Consider the following 21,629-nt stretch of genomic DNA (forward strand, 5'->3'; position numbering starts at 1 on the left):
AATTTGTCAGAAAAATGACCGCTTGCTTTCACTCAGCGAGGTAGCTTTTGGCATTTAGGGCAGAAAAAGCTATTCCGTTGCCCGATAACTTTAGCCTGAATTTCACTACCACAATCTCGGCATTCCTCACCTTTTCGTCCATACACTTGCAAGACTTGGGCAAAATAGCCCGGTTTGCCATCAGGTTGGATAAAATCTTTTAGCGTTGTACCGCCTTGAATAATAGATTTTGTCAGTACTTCTTTGATTACAGTAGCCAACCTCGCACACTGTTTTTTAGTAAGATTTTGCGCAGCAAGTTCAGGGTGAATCCCTGCCATAAATAAACTCTCGCTGGCATAGATATTTCCCACACCAACAACCACCGCATTATTCATAATGAAATTTTTAACTGCGACTGTTTTATTGCGACTAAGTTGATAGAGATGCTCGCCATCAAAGTTATCGGAAAGCGGCTCAACCCCCAATCGCTGAATAATCTCTAACTCTTCTGCGTTTTTCGCCCAAAGCCAAGCCCCAAATTTTCTTGGATCGTTATAGCGCAAGATAGTGCCATTTTGGGTAACCAGATCAATATGATCATGTTTCCCTGCGCCTAGATCGTTTTGCTGCGTTAAAATGCCTAGCGATCCTGACATACCTAAATGCACAATGATATCTCCCTTATCGGTGCGAATAATTAAGTATTTTGCGCGCCGATCAATATGGGTAATTGTTGCCCCCTGCATTGCAGCTAATTCAGGGCTGACTTGCCAACGTAGCTTAGGCTGGCGAATCACCACCTGCTTAATTGTCTGCCCAACAAGATATGGGGTGACACCACGGACACTCGTTTCAACTTCAGGTAATTCAGGCATTAGTTCTTCTCATAACTTTGGGTGGCTACCGCTTGATTATATGGAAAACGCAAAATAGTGCGATTATAAAAATTGCCATTAATCTGGGTACGATTTAAATGGAAGCGGTGATAATTTTCAAAAACTTTGCGATCAGGCGCTTGTGGATTCTGCCAAAAGCTATCTAAATCCCCCTGATGCGTTAGCCCTACAAAATCGTAGTTAGCTCGACCTAGCGTCATCACCGGCATCGAATGCAATAAGCCGGAAATCCCACTAGTACTGTTTAGTGTAACCATTCCTTTACCGTGACGTAAAAATACAGGCATTGGTACATCATGAATATAAAACACACGCCCTTGCAAATTTGGATAACGCTGCTCAAATTGCGCAATGATCTCTGCATAATCTAAAAAACCGCGATCCATTGGATGATGCTTAATAATTAAATTACAGTGCTCAGGGGCAAAACGACTAAATGACTCTAGCACCTCACTTAAAAAAGCCTCAACGCTGGGATAATCACTATGCACAACAACTTGGCTGTCATCATAAACCTGCAATGGCACAATAAAAAATTCCCCAAATTCGCCAGCCTCCACTCGCTTAGCAAAATTGCGATCATGAATCGCATAACAAAGGCGTTTTACCAATGAAATGCCCCATAATTTAATGTAGTAACCCACATTCAAAAAACGATGATGCTGATAATGTGGGTACTTCCAACGGCAAAAATAGCCACTGAAATAGTATTGAATTGCTCGTTTTGCCATTGGGAAAAAGCCTTTGGAAACTCGCTCAGGCTTTTCAATTTCAGTTAATTCTGGCTCAATGGCAAGGAAATAGTCTGCCGTTCTTGGAATCGGCGAAAAAGCATTCACCCCTGATTTCTCAAGCGTAATATAATCAGGACGAAAATAGCCTTCTTCAAATACCCAAAATGCTAACCCAAGCTGATCAGCAACTTGTTTGGCTATTTTGTGATATTTACGGTTATCACCAAAACAAACCAAGCTGTCAATCTGCTCACATTGGCAAAATTCATATAAAAAATCTGCAAATTCCCCAAGTGTATTGCGATATGCAATAGTATGAGAGCCTGCAGGATAAAAACGCTCATCGCCAGCATTAAAATTTATTTTAAATACTGTGCGTTGTTGAGCTTGTAACCATTTCGAAAATTCATAGAAAAACGCGCCTATTGGCCCTTGGAGCAAAAGAATGCGTTTTGATGAAGTGACCAGGTCATCTAAATAATGGTTAATCATATTTCCACACTTAAAATAATGCTCGACATAGATGGATAACTTTTCCCCACTGCTTTGCCAACCAAGAACGATTCAAACCATCGCTCTCTTGCTTAGCCTTCTGCTGTTTTAGGATCGCTATCGCCATTTCTGCATTGATAAACTGCCCATTTGCGGGCGAAACATACAACGGATAATAAATTAATACCGCCGCTAATAATTCTGTTAGCGTAAGTAATCGGCTTCGTCTTGGCAATTGTAACTGATCTATAGTCAATCCCCAATTTGAATAAAACGGCAGACCATAGCAGTGGACAACTTTGCCACGTAAAAGTGCTTCAAAACCAGCAAGAGAAGTCATAGTATGGACTTCATCAACCTGCATAATGCAATCAAGAATATTTGCTTTTTCAACAATTTCATTCGCATATTGCAGAGCCACTTGCGCATCAATTTTTCCAATACGATTACCACTGACTACATCAGGGTGCGGTTTATAGAGAATATAAGCATCTGGATTCTGTGCACGTACCGCTTTTAGCAGATCTAAATTACGCTTAATCACGGGTGAGCCAGAGCGAATTGAGGCATCGTCTTCTACCTGCCCAGGCACTAATAACGTTCTTTTTCCCTGCGCATTAAGTGAAAAACCATCACTTCCTACGTTATATTTGCCAATATTTGCTTGAATCAACTGCTGGCGTAATGCGCTAGCTCGGGCTAAATCGCTCTTAGAAAACTGCTGATTTTGCAAGATATACTCTAAACGCGAAGGCATTTGTGCATTAAAATAGATACCAAGATCATCTGTCACCAGTGAAAGTGGCGCAACCAAATTTGAACCAAGCCCTACTGAACGAATAAAGCCATCTTCCATTCGTAGAATTGGTAGCTGATATTGTTGAGCAAATGCTAATACCTCGGGCTTGCCATTACTCCAAATTAATAATTTAGCATCTTTAGCAAGCGGTTGTTTTTTCACGTTTTTTTGCAAATGGGCAAGCGAGGTGAAAATAACCCGACACTGAGGAAAACGAAAGAAGGGCTTGATTACTGCTCGTTTCCATAGCGACATTCCCACGCAATAAAGTGTCCCACGCACACGTTCGCCAAACTGGCGAGCGCGATGCAGATAATCAATCACATCAAAAATAGAGCCACTTGTACCACGATTAGGATCAATATAGCGGCTATACTGCAAATAAGCCGCGGCAAATAGCTGCAAGAAGGTACGCTCAGCCCGCCGTCCATTAGTTTGTAATGCTGTGACATTAGGATGGCGATCATCGCTTATTCCCCACCCTGCAAACCAAGGCACACCAAATGTCACCACTGTTTTACCAAGCATCAATGCCTCAAAACCCATTTGCGATGTCACACAATAGACTTTTTCCGCCTGCGCTAATAGCGATAACGGATTGCAATCTTGTGCCAAAAGACGAACATTTTCTCCCTTCGCTATCTGGGTAAGATAGCCTTTTTTCTTGCCTGAAATCACATCTGGATGAGTCTTCACCCAAATCTCAGCATGAGGATTCTCCGCTATAGCAGCGTGTAACATTTGTTCAAAGCAAGCGGCATCAGCCTGCCCACATTGCACCGCCATATCCCCAAAAGTCTGATCGAGCACCAGCACGATCGGGCGTTCAGCAGAAACCGATTGAGCAAAATCAGGCGCATGATTATATTTGGAAAGACGAAATTGACGGATTTGAGCCAAAGCAAGGCTCGCCTGCTGCAACAATTCAGCAGACTGATCCGCCGCTAAAATCAGCTGTTCTAAACGAGATGGCTGGCGAGTATCATAATAAATACCGAGATCGTCCACTACCATCGAAAAAGGTGGATAGCCTTCTACGCCAAGTCCAGTTGAACGTAAAAAACCGTCTTCTAAGGCGATATAAGGCAGATTATGCTGCGTGGCATAATTACGTGCTTTTAATGACGTAGGTTTTAATCCCCAGCCATAGACACACTCGACTGCTTGATGCCGAAACCGAGCATAAGGCAACAGCTCACTTTCAGGTAAAAAAGCGGCAAGATGCGGAATGTTTAAAATACCAGATGAGAAAATAAGACCACGCATTGCATCTAACGATTGGAATAAATGAACCCATTAGTATAAAGAAAGCGCTGCCATTTTTCATTATTTCAGATGCAGATCTTGATAAATGCCAAACAAGTTCTGTTCAATAGCCGATAATCTCTGCAATATGTCGCACGTGACAAAGCCAAGCGGTCTATTTTGCAATATTTTCTGCAAAATAGACCGCTTACTCAAATACCTAATTAAGCTAATGCCGCACGCTGTGCTGCGAATAACTGCTCACAGCCCTGTTTTGCCAAATCTAATAGGACTAACAATTCATTGTGGCTAAATGGTTCTCCTTCTGCCGTACCTTGTACTTCAACGAAGCGACCATCTTCGACCATCACCACATTCATATCGGTTTCCGCATTGGAATCTTCAACATATTCCAAATCACATACAGGGGTATCTTCCACAATCCCTACTGAAATTGCGGCAACCAAACCTTTCATTGGGCTTTCGCTCAATGCGCCTTTTTCAACTAAACTATTTAATGCATCATGTAACGCAACACATGCGCCAGTGATCGAAGCTGTACGAGTACCACCATCGGCTTGAATCACATCACAATCAACCGTAATCGTACGTTCGCCAAGTTTTGCTAAGTCCACCACTGCGCGTAGTGAACGGGCAATCAAACGTTGAATTTCCATGGTTCGTCCAGTCTGTTTGCCTTTTGCTGCTTCACGCTGGGTACGGCTATGTGTTGCGCGTGGCAACATGCCATATTCAGCCGTTACCCAACCTTGCCCTTTACCTTTTAAAAATGGTGGCACTTTATCTTCTATTGTCGCATTACACAGCACTTTGGTTTCACCAAACTCAATTAACACTGAGCCTTCAGCATAGCGAGTATAGTTACGTGTAATCGTAACAGAACGGGTTTGATGATTTTCACGGTTATTCGGGCGCATGGCTTCTCCTTTTCTTGCTATTAAAACAACGGCTATTTTAGTACAATATATCCGAATTTTGTAACAAAATGAGAGAGTACAATGATTTACAGTATGACTGCTTTTGCCCACCTAGAGCTTAAAAAAGAGTGGGGTAACGCCGTATGGGAAATGCGTTCCGTTAATCAACGTTTTTTAGAGACCTACTTTCGCCTGCCAGAATCATTCCGCCATTTAGAAATGAGCTTGCGTGAACGCCTACGGGCAGCACTCACTCGCGGTAAAGTAGAATGTAGTTTGCGCATCGAATTAAATAATAATCAAAACAATGGCTTATCCCTTAATCAAGAGTATGCTAAACAAGTTATTCAGTCGCTCCAATGGCTAAAAGAAACAGCGAATGAAGGCGAGATTAACCTTGTCGATCTATTACGTTTCCCTGGTGTGGTTGATTCTCAGCAACAAGATCTCGACCAAATCGGTAAAGATTTACTGGAAAGCTTTGAGCAAATTCTGCAAGATTTCATCGCTATGCGTGCGAGAGAAGGTGAAAATCTGCAAAATCTAATTGAGCAACGTCTAAGCGCTATCGCTCACGAAGCGGCTAAAGTACAAGCGCAAATGCCGGAAGTGCTGCAATGGCAAAAAGATCGCTTACAACAACGCTTTGAGGAGCTGAATTTGCAATTAGACCCTAGCCGTTTAGAGCAAGAAATGGTGCTCTTAGCGCAGAAAGTGGATGTGGCTGAAGAGTTAGATCGCCTCCAATTGCACGTGAAAGAAACGATGTCTATTCTGAAAAAAGGTGGTGCAGTTGGACGTAAATTAGATTTTATGATGCAAGAATTAAATCGTGAATCGAATACCCTCGCTTCCAAATCAATTAATGCAGAGATTACTAACTCAGCGGTTGAGTTAAAAGTGCTGATTGAACAAATGCGTGAGCAAATTCAGAATTTAGAATAAGCAAAAAAATTAGGAGGCGCTCTTGCCTCCTAGCTAACCTTGCTATTTATCTAACCGTGCCGTAAAACCACGTCCTTTAGGGCGTGGATATAAGGCGCAAACGGCAAAGCCGTTTTAAAGCAAAATAGCAATTTGTCAGTTGAATAATCAACTGTAAAAATATACCATTCCCAAACCACTCATTTTTCATTTTCCAATGCTACTACGCAAAGCCTTTAAGTTTGAAATCAGACCAAATGGAGAACAAATCCGCAAAATTAAGCAGTTTTGCGGCTGTTCTCGCTTTGTGTTTAACAAGGCACTGGCTTGGCAAAATGAACAATACGAGCAGGATAACCATCACAAATTCAGTTATACCAAATTAGCTAACCTACTTCCGCAATGGAAAAAAGAGTTAGTTTGGCTCAAAGATTGCCATTCTCAAGTGTTGCAACAGTCTTTAAAAGACTTAGAAAGTGCATTTAAAAACTTCTTTCAACAGCATGCAGATTTCCCAAAATTCAAGAAAAAAGGCGTAAAAGAGAGCTTTCGTTTTCCGCAAGGTTGCAAAATTGAGCAGAAAAACGACCGCTTGTATCTGCCGAAAATCGGTTGGGTGCGTTATCGCAACAGTCGTGAAATTGTTAGGGAAGTAAAAAATGTCACTGTTTCAATGAAATGCGGACACTTTTTTGTGAGTATTCAAACAGAATTTGAACAGGAAATTCCAACGCACAAAGGCGGAGAAATCGGCATTGATATGGGCATTGCACGCTTTGCAACCCTTTCCAACGGCGAATTTTTTGAGCCTTTGAACGCATTTAAAACTTACAAAGGAAAACTGGCAAAACTGCAAAAACAGCTCAAAAACAAAGTGAAGTTCAGTAAAAATTGGCAAAAACTGAAAGCCAAAATCAGCAAGTTGCATCACAAAATTGCTAACTGCCGAAAAGATTTTCTGCACAAAATCTCAACTCAAATCAGCAAAAACCACGCCATGATCTACGTTGAAGATTTGCAAGTAGCGAATATGTCCAAATCGGCAAAAGGCACAGTGGAAGAACAGGGCAAAAATGTGAAACAGAAATCAGGCTTAAACCGGGCGATATTAGATCAGTCTTGGTTTGAATTTAGACGACAACTAGACTACAAAACGCAGTGGCGAGGCGGATTTTTGGTTGCCGTACTACCACAAAACACCAGCCGAACTTGTCCTTGTTGTGGGCATACGGCAAAAGAAAACCGTGAAACCCAAGTACATTTTGAATGTGTAGAATGTGGCTATGCGAAAAATGCCGATGTGGTTGGGGCGATAAACGTATTGGAACGTGGGCAAGCGATAGTCCAAGCATAAGAAATATCAGGGTAGGGCATACCCGAAGCGTCTATGAAGTGAATCTCAATAGAGATCAGCAGTAGAAACCCACCGAGAGTAGCCCGACCACTTGTTAAGTGGTCGGGAGCTAGTAGGAATCCCCCGACTTTAGGCGGGGGAGGATGTCAACACTTCGTAGTGATATTTCTCCAATGGCAAAAGCTTGTACTTTGCCTTCACTCTCAAGCAGTAGCTCACCATTTGCATTAATTCCTTGTGCAATACCGTGGATTTCAGCAACTGCTGTCACGAGTTTAACCGGTTGTTGATAAAAACAGTCAAATTGTCTCCAGCGCGTTAAATAATTGCCAAGCGGTACTTGGGGAAACTCGTTTAGCATTTGCTGTAGGCGCTTAGCAAGCATTGCCGCTAATTCATTGCGATCAAAATGATATTTCGCTAAATCTGCCCACGGTTGATTCACAATAGCGGGATCAATAGCGTTCATAGCTAAATTCAAGCCGATGCCGATCACAATCGCAATACCACTACGATCCACCTTGCTCTCAATTAAAATCCCACCCACCTTTTTGCCTTGATAGTAAATATCATTTGGCCATTTAATTTGAATATCTGCTACTCCAAGCTCATTAAATGTTTCCGCAATTACCAAGGCAACGACAAGGCTAAGTGAAGAAAGCTGTTCATTTTGCGGTAGTGAGTACTTCCATAGCATGGAGAAATAGAGATTTTGTCCCACTGGCGAATACCATTGTCGCCCTCGCCGCCCACGTCCAGCCGTTTGGGTTTCTGCAAGGCAGACTGAACCGCAGCGCAATTCATTACAATGATTGAGTAGGTACTCATTCGTTGAATTAATTTCATCAAATACGACAACTTCACCATATGGCAAGGTCTTTTGGAGATAAGCTTGATTAAGTAAATTCATCGCGTTACCTGCTCACTATCCACTTCGCCATGTCGCCCCATAAAGCGTACTTCAGGGTGAATTTCAATAGCAAATTTTTCTCGCACCTGACGGCGAACTTCTTTAGCTAAGGCAAGCACATCACGACCTAGCGCATTTTCTTTATTGATTAGTACCAATGCTTGCTGAGTATGCACTGCTGCCCCGCCAAGCTGGAAACCTTTTAAGTTACACTGATCAATCAGCCAACCAGCAGGAACTTTAACTGAACCATCAGCTTGCGGATAGTGCGGTATATTGGGGTAAGCGGTCTGAATTTGCGCAAATTTTGCAAAATCGACCACAGGATTTTTAAAAAAGCTCCCTGCGTTACCAAATTCATCAGGATTAGGTAGCTTGGCCGCACGCACAGCGCAAACTTCATTGAAAATCTGTTGCGCTGTCACAGTCTGCGGATCAAATTGAGTTAAAGAGCCATAAGTCAGCACAGGTTGCCACGCTTTGGCTAATTTCAACCCTACCGCAATAATCGCATAGCTATCTTTATATTGATGCTTAAAAATACTTTCCCGATAAGCAAATTGGCACTGCGCTCGCGTCAGACGGGAGATTTCTCCAGTATGTAGATTGAGTATTTCAACAAAATCACATGCTTTTTCAAATTCAACGCCATAAGCCCCTATATTTTGGATAGGAGCCGATCCCACACAACCTGGAATCAATGCAAGATTTTCTAAACCCGGAATATGTTGTGCTAATGTCCACTGCACTAATTCGTGCCAATTTTCACCACCTTTCACATAGAGATAGTGAAAATGCTCATCTTGTTGATGCTCAATACCTTTGAGCTGATTACGTAAAACGACACCATCAAAGTCTTCTAAAAACAGTACATTACTACCCTGCCCAAGCATTAGAATGGGCAATCCAGCTCGATAAGCTTTTTGCCACTCATCAAACCACTGTGCTGCGGAGTGAATATCAATAATCTGACGAGCTTTAGCAGGTAAATGAAACGTATGGAATGGAGTGAGAGATTGCATAATTTTTCCTTCTACCTTCTGTTCTGCCACGATAGGCAGCTAGAAGGTAAATATCATTCAAAATATCGTTAAGTTTAGCCTATTTCTGGCAAAATCAAAAACGAGTAATTCTGTTTAAAATATGCCATAATCGGCAAATTATTCTTTACAGGACAGAAAACGATGAATATCCGAGATTTAGAGTATTTAATCGCCCTTGCTGATGTAAAACATTTCCGCAAAGCTGCCGATCTCTGCAATGTGAGCCAACCGACACTGAGCGGGCAAATCCGTAAGCTTGAAGATGAACTTGGTACTATCTTATTGGAGCGCACTAGCCGTAAGGTGCTATTCACCCAGGCAGGTTTAATGTTAGTAGAACAAGCGAAAGTAGTCTTGCGTGAAGTCAAAATTCTCAAAGAGATGGCAAGCAATCAAGGCAAAGAGATGTCTGGCCCACTACATATCGGAATTATTCCGACTTTAGGCCCATACCTCTCGCCAATTATTCTACCAATCTTGCAAAAAAGTTTCCCTGAGCTGGAGCTCTATATTTACGAGCTGCAAACACATACGCTCATTGAACAGCTTGAATCTGGGCAACTTGACTGCGGAATCCTAGCACTCGGTAAAGAGAGCGAAGCGTTTATTGAAATTCCCCTTTTCCGCGAAAAAATGTTATTAGGTGTTTCTAAACAACATGAGTGGGCAAACCAATCGCAACTTAATTTACACCAATTACGCGATAAAGAAATGTTGATGTTAGATGACGGACACTGCTTAAAAACACAAACTATGGATTATTGCTTATCGGTTGGTGCAAAAGAGAACGAACACTTTAAAGCAAATAGTATTGAAACACTGCGCCACATGGTTGCGGCTAACTCTGGTATAGCATTTATTCCTGAGCTTGCCACTAAAATCTCACACACGGAAAACGTACAGTATATTCACTTTAACGAGCCGGAGCCTTACCGTGCGATTGGTTTAATTTACCGTCCAGGTTCACCATTACGTGTCCGTTACGAACGTTTAGCAAAAGAGATTCAACGTATTATGGAAGAGGCACAATGAGCATTGGAATTCGAGCTGTACAAAAAGAAAAAACCCGTCGAGCATTGGTTGATGCCGCATTTAATCAACTTTCTGCTGAAAAAAGTTTCTCAAATTTAAGTTTGCGAGAAGTCGCTCGAGAAGCGGGCATTGCACCGACCTCATTCTATCGCCACTTTAAAGACATGGATGAACTGGGTTTAGCCATGGTGGATGAATCTGGTTTGATTCTGCGTCAGCTCATGCGCCAAGCCCGTAAGCGTTTGGAAGAAGGTGGTAGCGTGGTGGTCATTTCGGTGGAAACCTTCTTTGAGTTCATCGAAGAACGCCCAAATATGTTCCGCTTGCTGCTACGTGAAAGTTCTGGCACTTCTCAAGCATTCCGTACCGCAGCCAGCCGAGAAATTCAGCATTTTGTCGCTGAACTAGCAGAATATATTCAAAGCAAAAATAAAGTGAGCCGCGAACTTGCCTATGTTGAGGCTGATGGGCTTGTCACCTTGGTATTTACTGCTGGTTCACATGCATTAGATATGAATAGCAATGAACGGCAACAATTAAAACAGCGCGTAGTAACACAATTAAGAATGCTTGCACGTGGCGCCGCTTGTTATGCCCAAATTGAGAAAGAAAAATGAGTAAGAAAAACTCGCTAATCAGCACCTTTATCAAAAATATTTTTCTTTTTGGTAGCCTGTTTATCATTATGAGCATCATGATGGACTGGTATCGCAAGCCAAGCGCACCCGCTCAATTTGAGCAGCTGGTGCAATACGATATCCAACAACAGCCTAAAGTAATTGCTCAACTTAGCCATGACAAACCTATGTTGCTCTATTTCTGGGGAAGTTGGTGTCATTTTTGTGAATTTGTTTCACCGACTATTCAACAATTTTCTGAAGAGGGATTAGCGGTATTAGGTGTTGCATTAAAATCAGGTAACGACCAAGAAGTACAACACTATCTCAGCCATAATGGCTACACTTTTGCTAGTTTAAATGATCCAACGGGAGAATTTTCGCGCGCTTGGGATATTCAAGCCACGCCAACTATTTTAATTATTAAAGACGGTAAAATCATCAACCACACTACAGGCTATACTAGCTATTGGGGGCTAAAATTTAGAGTGTGGTTAGCTAGTTTCATTTAAAGACCTAAAAAGGAGAAAAGCTATGTACTTTGTCAGTGGTAACAGCGACATTACCGATGCCTCACTCAATATCGCGCTTGAAACATATCTGGTAGAAAACCGTTTAGTCGATGAGCCTATTTTACTGTTCTATATCAACGCCCCTTCTATTATCGTTGGGCGACACCAAAACACTGTTGCAGAGGTGAATCAACCCTATCTAGATGAAAAAAATATCCAAGTTGTCCGCCGAATGTCTGGCGGTGGTGCGGTATATCACGATTTGGGTAACCTCAATTTCTGTTTCATTAAAGATAATGACGGCTCAATTGGCGATTTTGCTGGTTTCACCCAGCCCGTCATTAAAGCATTGCATCAGCTCGGTGCAACAGGAGCCTCGTTACAAGGCCGTAACGATTTACTCATTGACGGAAAAAAATTCTCAGGCAATGCCATGTATGCCAAAGGCAATCGCATGACAGCGCACGGCACAATCTTATTCGATTCTGATTTAGAAGAAGTGACTCGCGCACTCAAGCCTCGCAAAGAAAAAATTGAATCACATGGTATCCAATCTATCCGTAAACGGGTTACCAATATCAAGCCCTACCTAGCATCAGAGTACCAATCGTTAAATACATTTGAATTTCGTGACCATCTACTACTCCAAATTTTTGGTGTCGAAAATCGCCAAGATATTAAAGAATATGTACTCACCGATGATGATTGGCAAAAAGTACATCAACTTCGTAAAGAACGATTTGCGAACTGGGATTGGAATTATGGTAAATCACCAGAATTTAGCCTTGAATATGCACAGAAATTCCCAGCAGGATTAGTAGAATATAAATTAAATGTTGAACAAGGGTACATTAAAGCCATTCGAATTTACGGTGATTTTTTTGGAATGGGTGAAATTAATGACTTAGAGCTCGCTCTTACAAACGTAAAATATGAAAAAAATGCGGTACTCAATGTATTCCAACAAATTGATATAAAACACTATTTTGGCAATATTGAAGCTGAAGCACTCGCTGAGCTTTTAGTAAACGGTGTTTATGAATAAACAAAGCATGCAAGCGGTGAAAATTTTGTAAAATTTTACCAAGATTTAACCGCTTGGAATTGATATGCCCAAACAAGCTGTTAAATCGTTGTTCAAGCCAAATTTCTTTCTTTACCGACTCAATTTTTCCACTGTGCCAGAAATTTTCATTGAGATCTCTAATTATGAACAAGGTAGGCATAATTGCCTACCTTTGTTTACCATATTTAAAACTTGGCATTCGGTGCAAGCAGTTTTAACAAGGCCTCATCGTGGTGATGAACTTGTTTGATGTGATTATCAAAAATCATGGTTGCCCCACCTTCACGGTTATAAGCGTCCCATTGCGGTAAATCGCCACCATTTGGATTACCTGTTTTAGCGAAGTTTGCCCAAGCGGTACTCATTGTTTGGGCGAGTTTTTTCGCTTGCTCGCCGCCACCTGTGGCAAATTGGGCTTTTTCAATGTTGTTGAACACAAACGGAATTTCTGCGGTGTGATAACTCATTGGAATACCGTCCATGACAGGAGTGTCCCAGCTAAACAGGTAGTGATACACATTTGCCCCTTTTTGATCGGCTTTTAAGCGAGCGGTTTTAATCGCCGGCAAGCGTAAAAAAGTATCCGCATACAACACATCAGCCACATTGCGTGTTGGATAGGCTTGTTTAAATGCGGTTTGAATGTCAGCGGATTTTTTGCCAAAGCGGGCGTTTAATTTCTGCTGGATTTGTTCGTTTGTCCAAGTGTTGCGGTTATCCGCTAGGCTTTTGCCAAAATCCAGTTGCAACGGAAAACTCTCCCATTCACTGAAATTTGAGCCGATCAACAGCGGAATCTCTTTTGCCATCGCAGGATATTGTTCGCCTACGGGTTGTTGTGGAATATAGCCGTTATCCAAAATAGGCGACCACGAAAGCGAATAGCCACTACCACGCAAGGCTGGGATTTTTTGCTCTTCGGCAGTTTGTTTCAATGCTTGATTAGATGCTTTTTCTAACTCATCAAAGGGGATATTGTTGAGTTTTTCTAACTCATTACTCGCAATGCCTAAATTTTGCAAGGTAAGTTCTGCCACACGACGGCTGGCTTGTTGATTAGGTAGCGTTGCCCCCATTCCTTCTACCGCCCCACTTTGCACAATCGCTTTATGGAATAAGCCCTGTGCTGATGGGGTTGCCATTAGGGTAAGCACTTTTGCACCGCCACCGCTTTCGCCAAAAATGGTGATGTTTTCAGGATCGCCCCCAAATTGAGCGATGTTGGCTTTCACCCATTCCAGCGATGCCACCAGATCTTGCACGCCTAAATTTGCCGAGTGTTTATACTGTTCGCCATATGCCGACAGATCCAAATGCCCCATCACATTCAGGCGGTGATTAACTGAAACCACAACCACATCTTGACTGCGAGCCAAATTCTCTCCGTGATAAGTATCGCTTTCCACCGCACTGCCTGCTTGGAAACCACCACCGTGCAACCACACCATTACAGGGCGTTTTTTGCCATCGTGAATAGCGGGTGTCCAAACATTCAGATTTTGGCATTCATCGCTTTGAGAAAATTGTCCGCCCGAAAACAGAAAAGTGTTCATCGGGTTCATCGCATTTTGTGGGCAGATATTGCCATAGCGAATGGCTAGGCGTGTGCCGTCCCATTTTTCCACTTTTTGCGGTGGCATAAAACGCTGTGCTGTGGCATAGGGAATGCCTTTGTAAGTCAAAATGCCGTCTTGAATATAGCCCTGCACCGTGCCTTGTGCAGTTTGCACCACCGCAATACCGTGTCCTGCCTGAATTTCCGCTTGGGCAAGCGGAGAGAAAAGAGAAAGGGTTAAGAATGAAAGTGAAAGTTTTTTTAACATAGTAAACTCCATTGATTAGCGAATGTGTTCATTGTAGCGAAAATAATTGTGCGGATTAACTGGGGTAAATTTGATAATTTTGTGAATTTAATTCAATAATTGAATAAGAAATGACAAATCAAGCGGTCAGCTTTTGCAAAAAAACGGCAAAATCCGACCGCTTGTTTTCCCTTGCTTCTTTATTTCACATTCGCATCCAACACTTGCTGTGCCGATTTGCCCAATTCGCTATTTTGCGTTGCCACAAAATCCACAATCCGTTGCAGCTCGCTTTTCGGCAAGCCTAAACGATGGCTGATGTTGATGTGCGAACGCATTTGGGCTTCCTGCCCGCCTAATGCCATTAAAGTCCCGACGCTGACCAATTCACGATTTAACGGGCTGAGATTATCCCGACTGAATAGATAACCGAATAAGTGGGCTTTTAATGCGTAGTCCACACCGTCCGCCCCCCATAAAGTTTCTGCTGGCGTATTGCCCGAAAGTAAGCCTAGCATTTTTGTACCGTTTGTATAGTGGTCTTGCCCGTTCGTTGGGGTAGCAGGCTTCCCTTGCTCATCTTTAATGCCTTTTTCCGCTCTCTCTTTGAGCAAATTTTGGAAAGTCAAAAGCCCGTTTAACGCACGGGGAAAGCCTGCATAAGCGTATTGATGAGTAAAGACTTCGCTGATTTCACTCACGGTTAAACCTTGTTCTAAGGCCTCGATCAGTTCCTTTTTCAACGGTTCTAATTTACCCTGTGCGGTGAAATAAGCAATTTTGACCATGGCTAATTGACCTTCCGCAAGCGGTGTATTTTGGCTGATTTTTTGCAAATCTTGCACTTCAAGCGGCTCTCGTTCCACTTTTTCCAGCCAAGTCGCTTTATTCTCTTTGGCATTCGGGGCGATAGCGATGTGGCTCATTCGGCTAAACGGCGTTGCACCGTGCCAATGTTTCACATTCGGCGGACACCAAACTACATCGCCTTTTTTGATGTGTTGAACGGGTTTACCCCATTCCTGAGTGTAGCCTTCGCCTTCGGTCACGATCAAATATTGCCCCTGTGAGTGGGTGTGCCAGTCGGTAATGGTATTGGGCTGAAATTCCACAATAGCGTAACCGTCTTGACTGTTTTCAGGACTTGGCAATCGGGTAAAGCGTGCCTGACCTGAAAAATGCTCGGCAGGGGCAGTATTCCATTGATAATTTTCGTAGTGATGATATGTCTGTGCGTCATCGGCAAATACGGGGGAAGCCACCGCCCCGATCAGGGCGGTTGTCAAAAATAATCTTTTCATCAGCGATCATCCTTATAGATTTTTACCGAAAAATTCGGTTAATTTTTCGGAAATCTGTTTTACATATTCGGGTTTCCAATAGGTTTCAATGTGAGTCGCATTCGGCACTTTGAACAATTCTTTGTTTTGCGTACCGCTTGCATTGGCGAACACTTCTTCGGTCATATACAAACTATCGGCTTTTTCGCCTGCAATCATCAGCAACGGCTGATTGATCAACTCCACATTGGTATTGACATCAAATTCCATTAAATCTAAAAGCGAGCTGACCGTGCTATTGGTTTGCGAATTAGGGTGTGCGTGGGTTTGGGCATAGTATTCGTAACCTTGACGATACATATCATACGGCAAAGCCGCCACCTGTTCAGGCGTTAAACCGCTACCGAAGGCCGGGGTGTAAGCCACTTCGCCGGTTTCCGTTTCTTTCAAGCGTGCTGCAGCGGCGTCCGCAAGGCGTTGTTGAATAGTATCAACTTGGCTACGCATAAAACCGTTACGGCGCGCATCACCGGTGTTGAACATAGAAATGGTTGCAACGGATTTGAAGCGTTTGTCCGTTTGTGCCGCTTTAATGGAATAACCGCCGCCACCGCAAATGCCCAATAAACCTAAATGTTCGGTATCCGCCCCTTTGAATAGCGAAATAAAATCTGCCGCCGCACGAATATCTTCAATGCGGTTTTGCGGCTTATCGGTATAGCGAGGCTCACCGCCGCTTCCGCCTTGATAAGCGGCGTCAAAGGCAATCGTAATATAGCCTTGCTCCGCCAGTTTTTGAGCATACAAGCCGGCCACCTGTTCCTTCACACCGCCATTCGGGTGTGCCACGACAATCGTCGGATATTTCTTAGTCGGATCAAAATCGGCAGGTGTGTAAACATTCGCCGCGACTTCAATCCCAGTTTGTTTCTGTGTGTATTTTACGGGTTGAATGTTCACTTGCCCTGCGACATTTTCGGTAATCGCATTATCATAAGTTAATGTGAATGGATTTTGTTTGTAATCGGCTGCCATAACGCCTCCTGATAAGAATGAAACCAAAAGGGTTGCGAATAAGGTTTTACGGAAAGATTTTTTCATCGTTTTCTCCTGTTGCATAGCTGAATTGATTTAATGCAAAGCAGTATAAAGAAAAAGATTATTTTGATTAGATAGGGTAAAGTTGATAGGCTTGTGAATTAAATTCAATAATAAAGCGGCCAAATCCTGCAAAAAATCTGCAAAATCTGACCGCTTGCACCGTTATTTATCCAAACCGTTGGCTTTCAGCCATCTTGCCATTTCGTTCGCCACTTCGGTGTTATTTAAGTCGGAAAACGGGAAATGGGTGTTGCCTTTAATGCCGATTTTCGGCAGGTGAATCACTTCGGCTTTGCCGCCGTGTTTATTCACTGTTTCCACCCACTGTTCCGCCAGCTTTTTGCGGATAAACCACTGCTCGCCGCCCTGTGTGCCGTCTAATTGTTCGGGAATAAAATCGCCGAAGTAGATCACTATCGGGATCTGCGTGAGTTTTTTGAACTGCTCAAACGGCACGCTCATCGGGCTGACATCGCCGAATTTGCTGCTTAACGCTGGCGGTACTTCGCCTTCGGGGAAAGGAAAATTGCCCGGTTCCATCGCCACAATGCCTTTCACTTTGTCGCTTGCCATTGCCGTTGTCCAGCCGATGACCCCACCTGCGGAGTGGGTAACGAACACGCCGTCGCCTGTTTTTTCAAACAATTTCGCCATACTGTCGGTAATCACGCCCACATTAAACGCCCCTGTGGCAGGAGTCATTGAGCGGAAAAATTGTTCCTGTGCCGCTTTGTCCGCAGGGAATGCCACGCCTTTATTCATTTCAGGATAAACGCCGATACGGAATTGGGCATACCAAAATTGCTCATCAGGCACTGCACCCATTTCGGCTTTTTCGGTGCTTTTGCCCGCCAGCCCGCTTCTTGGCTGATCGACTAAATAGATCGGGTAGCCTTTGCGTAAAAAGAGCGTATCAAAGCCTTCCCGCCCATCTGGTGTGGTTTGCCAAGTGCGGATTGAGCCGCCGTAGCCGTGCAAAAAGACAAGCGGTGTTGATTTTGCTTTATCAGGGATTTGGTAAAAAACAGAAGCGTGATCGCCGTGCAAGGTCATTCCGCCTGATTTCACGCTTGCCCCATAAGCGTCCCAAAATGACGCACTGTTTTTGTCGGCAATTTCCGCAGGAACAGGCGTGTAGCTGCCCTCGCTGGTTTTCACCGTACCACCCACAGCAAAACTGCCTTGTTCGGCGATGATTAACGGTGCTTTGGAAAAAGCGGTTTGAGTTGCCAACAGCCCAATAACAAGTGTAGTAAGAAGAGATTTTTTCATCATTTTATCCTCTAAATTCAGCTAACCATTTGATCATTTTCGGATCACGGTGATCAAAAATAATCTCGTTGCGGTTAAGGGTGGCGATATCGGCAAGATCTTGGCTATCGAGCGTAAAATCCAAAATTGTATGGTTTTCGGCAATGCGTTCCGCTTTGACCGATTTTGGAATAATCGCCACGCCCCGTTGATTCAGCCAACGCAATACCACTTGTGCCACTGATTTGCCATGTTTTTTGGCAATTTTGCCCAACACTGGGTTGCTGAAAATCTCAAATTTCCCTTCGGCAAGTGGTCCCCACGCTTGTTGCACAATGCCCAATTCTTTGTGAAACGTCACTTCCGCTTCTCGCTGATAAAACGGGTGCGTTTCAATTTGATTGACCGCCGGCATAATTTCACGGCAGGTAATCAAATCCATCACTCTGTCCATATGGAAATTGCTCACACCAATCGCCCGTGCTTTGCCTGCTTTGTAGAGATCTTCCATTGCCCGCCACTGCTCGTGTACTTCGCCGAACGGCTGGTGCATTAAATAGAGATCCACATAATCCAACCCTAAACGGTCAAGGGAATCCTGCAACGCTTTTTTCGTACCTTCGTAGCCGTTTTCACGCTGAATCCAAAGTTTGGTGGTCACAAAAATTTCTTCACGAGGAATACCACTGGCTTTAATCGCTCGTCCTACACCTGCTTCATTACCATAAACCGCAGCAGTATCAATCAAACGATAACCAGCCTGCAACGCCTGTAACACCGCTTTTTCCGTTTCATCGTCAGACACCTGATACACCCCAAACCCAATCATCGGCATTTCTACGCCATTGTTTAAAATCACTTTTTCCATTGTTTTCTCCTGTTAGAGGCACTTTGCCCCGATTGATTGACTGGGAATAAGTATAAAGCGTGAAGATTGTTTTGATTAGATGGGGTAAAGTTGATGGGGTTGTGAATTAAATTCAACAATCTTTCAGAGTCTTATTCCTTAATACGAAAAAACATCACCCACACGCCAATCCGTGTTGCATAAGCCACCGCAATCAACATTGCAAAAAAATCAAAATAAAAGACCGCTTGCGATTCGTTGTGATCGAAGTAGGCAAAATCCACCTGCATCAGTAAATAGGGCAAGAGTTCCCGTTCGGCAAACACCCAAAAGCCGTAAGCGGCGATAATCGCCCAGCAGCTGGGGATTAGGTATTTCGCCAGCCAGTGTTCCAGATTCAAACGGTAGGCGTTGGCGAATAGGTTGGTAATCGCTTTCCAATGTAGCCCTAAATGCACGCCGACAGCAATTTGCAGCCAGTGGGTGCTGGTCATATGGATTTTGCGGGTGAAATCATCGGTTAGGTGGAACGGCATTTCGGCAAACAGGTGCTTAGAGAGTAGAATACCGCTGATACAAGCGGTTAAAAACAGCAAAAAAGTGGCAAAATTTACGGTGGTTTGAAAGGCTCGATAGCCGTTGTATTTGCCTGTAAACAGCTTTTTCAGCCACCACGTATTGAGTGTTAAATGGGAAATAATCAGGGCGAAAAACGCCAGCCCCAGCCATTCGTGGGTGATTTCTTCATATAGGTGATAGCCGAATAATGACAGCAACACTGCCGTCATAATGAGATCTTGGGCGAGTTGGAAAAGGTATTTTTTCTTCATATTGGTACTGCCCGGCACGGAGCCGTACCGGGTTCGGTAAATCAAGCCGCTCTGCGGCTTTTGCCGATTGAAAATAGCCCCAACGGGGCTAGGTTTATAGAGCCTTGCACGGCTCGTGCAAGGCTGGGAAATTATTTAGCGTACCCGTTCTTTTGCAAAAACTCCGCCAGTTTCGCTTCTACTTGGGGTTCGGCACGCACGCTTTTGTGTAGGTAGGCTTCAAAACCGTCTTTGACGACAGCATTCGGGGCTAATTTTTTCAATTCACGATCCGTGCCGCTGAAACGGCTGCCGCCGTGTCCGACAACCGGCACAATGGTTTTGCCGCTGAAATCGGTTTGTTCAAGCAGGCTGTACCACGCCATCGGGGCTTTATACCACCAAATCGGGTACACCAAAAATACCGTATCCACACCGTCCAAATTCGGCAGGGCTTTTAATTCGGGTTTGATGTTTTGGCGTTGCTCGTTTTGGGCGTAATCCAATAACGGCTGGTGCGTGGTGGGGTAAGGCTTGACGGTTTCCAAACGGAACAGTTCGCCCCCTGCGGTTTTCTGAATCTCTTTGGCAAGATATTCGTTCGCCCCGAGTATTTCGCCGTCTTTAATCAATTTACTTGCCCCTGACACGCCATCCACCAGTTGCTCAGCGGTGTAATTTTCAGGCTGTGAAAAGTAGATAATTAAGGGGTTAGCCGACAGTGCTGTTGCCCCAAGTAAAGCGGTTAAACTGAGTGCTGTTTTTGCAAAAAAATTCATTTTAATTCTCCATCATTACATTATTACGATGATACAAAACACCACAAATAAAGCCACTAACAGCGATTTTTAACTGGCAGGCTTTATTTGCCGATTGATAGAATTTAAATAAGTATAAATCGTTAAGATTATTTTGATTAGATAGAGTAAAATTGATAGGCTTATGAATTAAATTCAATAATTGGAAAAATAATATGGAAAACCTTAACGATCTGCGTGCTTTTGTATTGGTAGCACAGCATAGGAGTTTTACCAAAGCAGGAGCGTTGCTTGGGGTGTCGGCTTCGGCGTTGAGCCATACGATTAAAAATTTGGAAGTACGTCTGAAAACCACGTTGCTGAATCGCACCACTCGTAGTACTTCCACGACCGAAGCGGGCGAACAACTTTATCAGCAACTTTTGCCATTACTGGGCGATATTGATCAGTGCGTAAGCGATTTAAGCCATTTTCGGGATACCTTGCAAGGGCGGTTGCGAATCAATGCCAACGATCACGCTTTTATCTTTGTATTGTGGGAAAAATTTCAACGTTTTATTGAAACTTATCCCGAAGTGGAATTAGAGTTGATTAGCGATCATAAATTTGTGGATATTGTTGCGGAAGGATTTGATGCTGGCATTCGTTTAGGTAGCGATGTGGCAAAAGATATGATTGCGGTGAAAATTTCTGATGAAATGCAGATGTGTGTCGTGGGTTCGCCTGACTATTTCGCTAAATACGGTATGCCACAACACCCCGATGATTTAGCAAATCATCGCTGTATCCGCTTCCGTTTGCCGACATTGGGGGGAATTATGGCGTGGGAATTTAAAATGCATGATGGCAAAATGCATAAAATTCAACCGCAGAGTAATTTGATTGTGGGGAGCAGCCGTTTGATGAACCATGCTTGTTTGAATGGGCAAGGGTTAAACTGGACACCGAAAGACAGTGTGGCAAAAGAACTAAACAGCGGAGAATTGATAGAAGTGCTGGCTGATTATGCTATCAGCTACGAGGGCTATCATCTCTATTATCCTAATCGCCGACAAGGATCGCCGCTCTTTCGGGCGTTGGTGGACGTTTTAAAAGTGTAATACTCATGCAGTAAAGTAATGATTGCTTGATGCCAAAATAAAAATATTACGGCTCGGGCTTTTAGCGATCCCGTACATAAAACACAATAACTTATAGCTAGACGAAACCTAGCTATCAATAAAAACTTCGCCTTTTA

General features: G+C 43.4%; 20 protein-coding genes. 7 read left to right on the forward strand and 13 right to left on the reverse strand.

Features of this window, described 5'->3' with window-relative positions:
• Positions 1-32: 32 nt before the first annotated feature.
• The 4 genes from mutM to rph all read right to left on the reverse strand — a co-directional run bounded on the left by mutM (position 33) and on the right by rph (position 5,086).
• Positions 33-857: a bifunctional DNA-formamidopyrimidine glycosylase/DNA-(apurinic or apyrimidinic site) lyase gene (mutM, locus tag F542_RS09635; RefSeq protein WP_025267421.1), complete on the reverse strand. Its 825-nt coding sequence runs from the start codon at positions 855-857 to the stop codon at positions 33-35.
• Positions 857-2,104 (reverse strand): capsule biosynthesis protein, encoded by a 1,248-nt coding sequence (locus F542_RS09640; RefSeq protein ID WP_025267422.1) that lies wholly within the window; start codon positions 2,102-2,104, stop codon positions 857-859. Before F542_RS09640 ends, mutM begins: the two co-directional genes overlap by 1 nt.
• A gap of 10 nt (positions 2,105-2,114) precedes the next feature.
• Positions 2,115-4,169 (reverse strand): capsular polysaccharide biosynthesis protein, encoded by a 2,055-nt coding sequence (locus F542_RS09645; protein WP_025267423.1) that lies wholly within the window; start codon positions 4,167-4,169, stop codon positions 2,115-2,117.
• A 203-nt stretch (positions 4,170-4,372) separates the two neighbouring features.
• Entirely contained in the window at positions 4,373-5,086 is a 714-nt protein-coding gene (gene rph, locus F542_RS09650; RefSeq protein WP_015431687.1) for a ribonuclease PH, read from the reverse strand.
• 81 nt (positions 5,087-5,167) lie between these two features.
• On the opposite strand from rph, the gene F542_RS09655 reads away from it, so the two are divergent.
• Positions 5,168-6,031, forward strand: a complete 864-nt coding sequence (locus tag F542_RS09655) for a YicC/YloC family endoribonuclease (RefSeq protein WP_025267424.1) — start codon at positions 5,168-5,170, stop codon at positions 6,029-6,031.
• A 196-nt stretch (positions 6,032-6,227) separates the two neighbouring features.
• Entirely contained in the window at positions 6,228-7,364 is a 1,137-nt protein-coding gene (locus F542_RS09660; protein WP_015431685.1) for an RNA-guided endonuclease InsQ/TnpB family protein, read from the forward strand.
• 109 nt (positions 7,365-7,473) lie between these two features.
• Here F542_RS09660 and F542_RS09665 read toward each other — a convergent pair whose 3' ends face one another.
• Together F542_RS09665 and murB are read right to left on the reverse strand one after the other, a co-directional pair.
• Positions 7,474-8,274, reverse strand: a complete 801-nt coding sequence (locus F542_RS09665; RefSeq protein ID WP_025267425.1) for a biotin--[acetyl-CoA-carboxylase] ligase — start codon at positions 8,272-8,274, stop codon at positions 7,474-7,476.
• Positions 8,271-9,296, reverse strand: a complete 1,026-nt coding sequence (gene murB / locus F542_RS09670) for a UDP-N-acetylmuramate dehydrogenase (protein WP_042365731.1) — start codon at positions 9,294-9,296, stop codon at positions 8,271-8,273. Before murB ends, F542_RS09665 begins: the two co-directional genes overlap by 4 nt.
• A gap of 162 nt (positions 9,297-9,458) precedes the next feature.
• Between murB and oxyR the strand changes: the two genes are divergently transcribed.
• From oxyR to F542_RS09690, 4 genes are read left to right on the forward strand one after another with little or no spacing between them, the layout of a single operon-like run.
• Positions 9,459-10,349 carry a DNA-binding transcriptional regulator OxyR gene (gene oxyR / locus F542_RS09675; RefSeq protein ID WP_025267427.1) on the forward strand — a complete coding sequence of 297 codons (891 nt, stop codon included), beginning with the start codon at positions 9,459-9,461 and terminating at the stop codon, positions 10,347-10,349.
• The gene (fabR, locus tag F542_RS09680; protein WP_015431681.1) at positions 10,346-10,966 is read left to right on the forward strand and encodes an HTH-type transcriptional repressor FabR; all 621 of its coding nucleotides are present in this window, start codon (positions 10,346-10,348) and stop codon (positions 10,964-10,966) included. Before oxyR ends, fabR begins: the two co-directional genes overlap by 4 nt.
• A complete protein-coding gene (locus tag F542_RS09685; RefSeq protein WP_025267428.1) occupies positions 10,963-11,478 on the forward strand; it encodes a protein disulfide oxidoreductase in 516 nt (171 codons plus the stop codon). Before fabR ends, F542_RS09685 begins: the two co-directional genes overlap by 4 nt.
• 22 nt (positions 11,479-11,500) lie before the next feature.
• Positions 11,501-12,523, forward strand: coding sequence for a lipoate--protein ligase (locus F542_RS09690; RefSeq protein ID WP_025267429.1), 1,023 nt, complete (start codon positions 11,501-11,503; stop codon positions 12,521-12,523).
• A gap of 206 nt (positions 12,524-12,729) precedes the next feature.
• On the opposite strand, the gene F542_RS09695 is transcribed toward F542_RS09690, so the two are convergent.
• The 7 genes from F542_RS09695 to F542_RS09725 form a co-directional block, all read right to left on the reverse strand.
• Complete coding sequence (locus tag F542_RS09695; RefSeq protein WP_025267430.1) at positions 12,730-14,367, reverse strand: carboxylesterase/lipase family protein; 1,638 nt, start codon at positions 14,365-14,367, stop codon at positions 12,730-12,732.
• Positions 14,368-14,546: 179 nt separating this feature from the next.
• Positions 14,547-15,647 (reverse strand): cupin domain-containing carboxymuconolactone decarboxylase family protein, encoded by a 1,101-nt coding sequence (locus tag F542_RS09700; protein WP_015431677.1) that lies wholly within the window; start codon positions 15,645-15,647, stop codon positions 14,547-14,549.
• 12 nt (positions 15,648-15,659) lie between these two features.
• Positions 15,660-16,727 carry an alpha/beta hydrolase gene (locus tag F542_RS09705; protein ID WP_081601329.1) on the reverse strand — a complete coding sequence of 356 codons (1,068 nt, stop codon included), beginning with the start codon at positions 16,725-16,727 and terminating at the stop codon, positions 15,660-15,662.
• A gap of 162 nt (positions 16,728-16,889) precedes the next feature.
• Positions 16,890-18,002: an alpha/beta hydrolase gene (locus F542_RS09710; protein WP_015431675.1), complete on the reverse strand. Its 1,113-nt coding sequence runs from the start codon at positions 18,000-18,002 to the stop codon at positions 16,890-16,892.
• Position 18,003: 1 nt separating this feature from the next.
• Positions 18,004-18,846 carry an aldo/keto reductase gene (locus F542_RS09715; RefSeq protein ID WP_015431674.1) on the reverse strand — a complete coding sequence of 281 codons (843 nt, stop codon included), beginning with the start codon at positions 18,844-18,846 and terminating at the stop codon, positions 18,004-18,006.
• A gap of 131 nt (positions 18,847-18,977) precedes the next feature.
• Positions 18,978-19,655: a DUF4405 domain-containing protein gene (locus F542_RS09720; protein ID WP_015431673.1), complete on the reverse strand. Its 678-nt coding sequence runs from the start codon at positions 19,653-19,655 to the stop codon at positions 18,978-18,980.
• 131 nt (positions 19,656-19,786) lie between these two features.
• Entirely contained in the window at positions 19,787-20,413 is a 627-nt protein-coding gene (locus F542_RS09725; RefSeq protein WP_015431672.1) for a flavodoxin, read from the reverse strand.
• Between the two features lie 194 nt (positions 20,414-20,607).
• On the opposite strand from F542_RS09725, the gene F542_RS09730 reads away from it, so the two are divergent.
• Positions 20,608-21,492: a LysR family transcriptional regulator gene (locus tag F542_RS09730; protein ID WP_015431671.1), complete on the forward strand. Its 885-nt coding sequence runs from the start codon at positions 20,608-20,610 to the stop codon at positions 21,490-21,492.
• The last annotated feature ends 137 nt before the right edge of the window (positions 21,493-21,629 follow it).

This window comes from Bibersteinia trehalosi USDA-ARS-USMARC-188, from assembly GCF_000521725.1.
GTDB classification, from domain to species: Bacteria; Pseudomonadota; Gammaproteobacteria; order Enterobacterales; family Pasteurellaceae; genus Bibersteinia; species Bibersteinia trehalosi.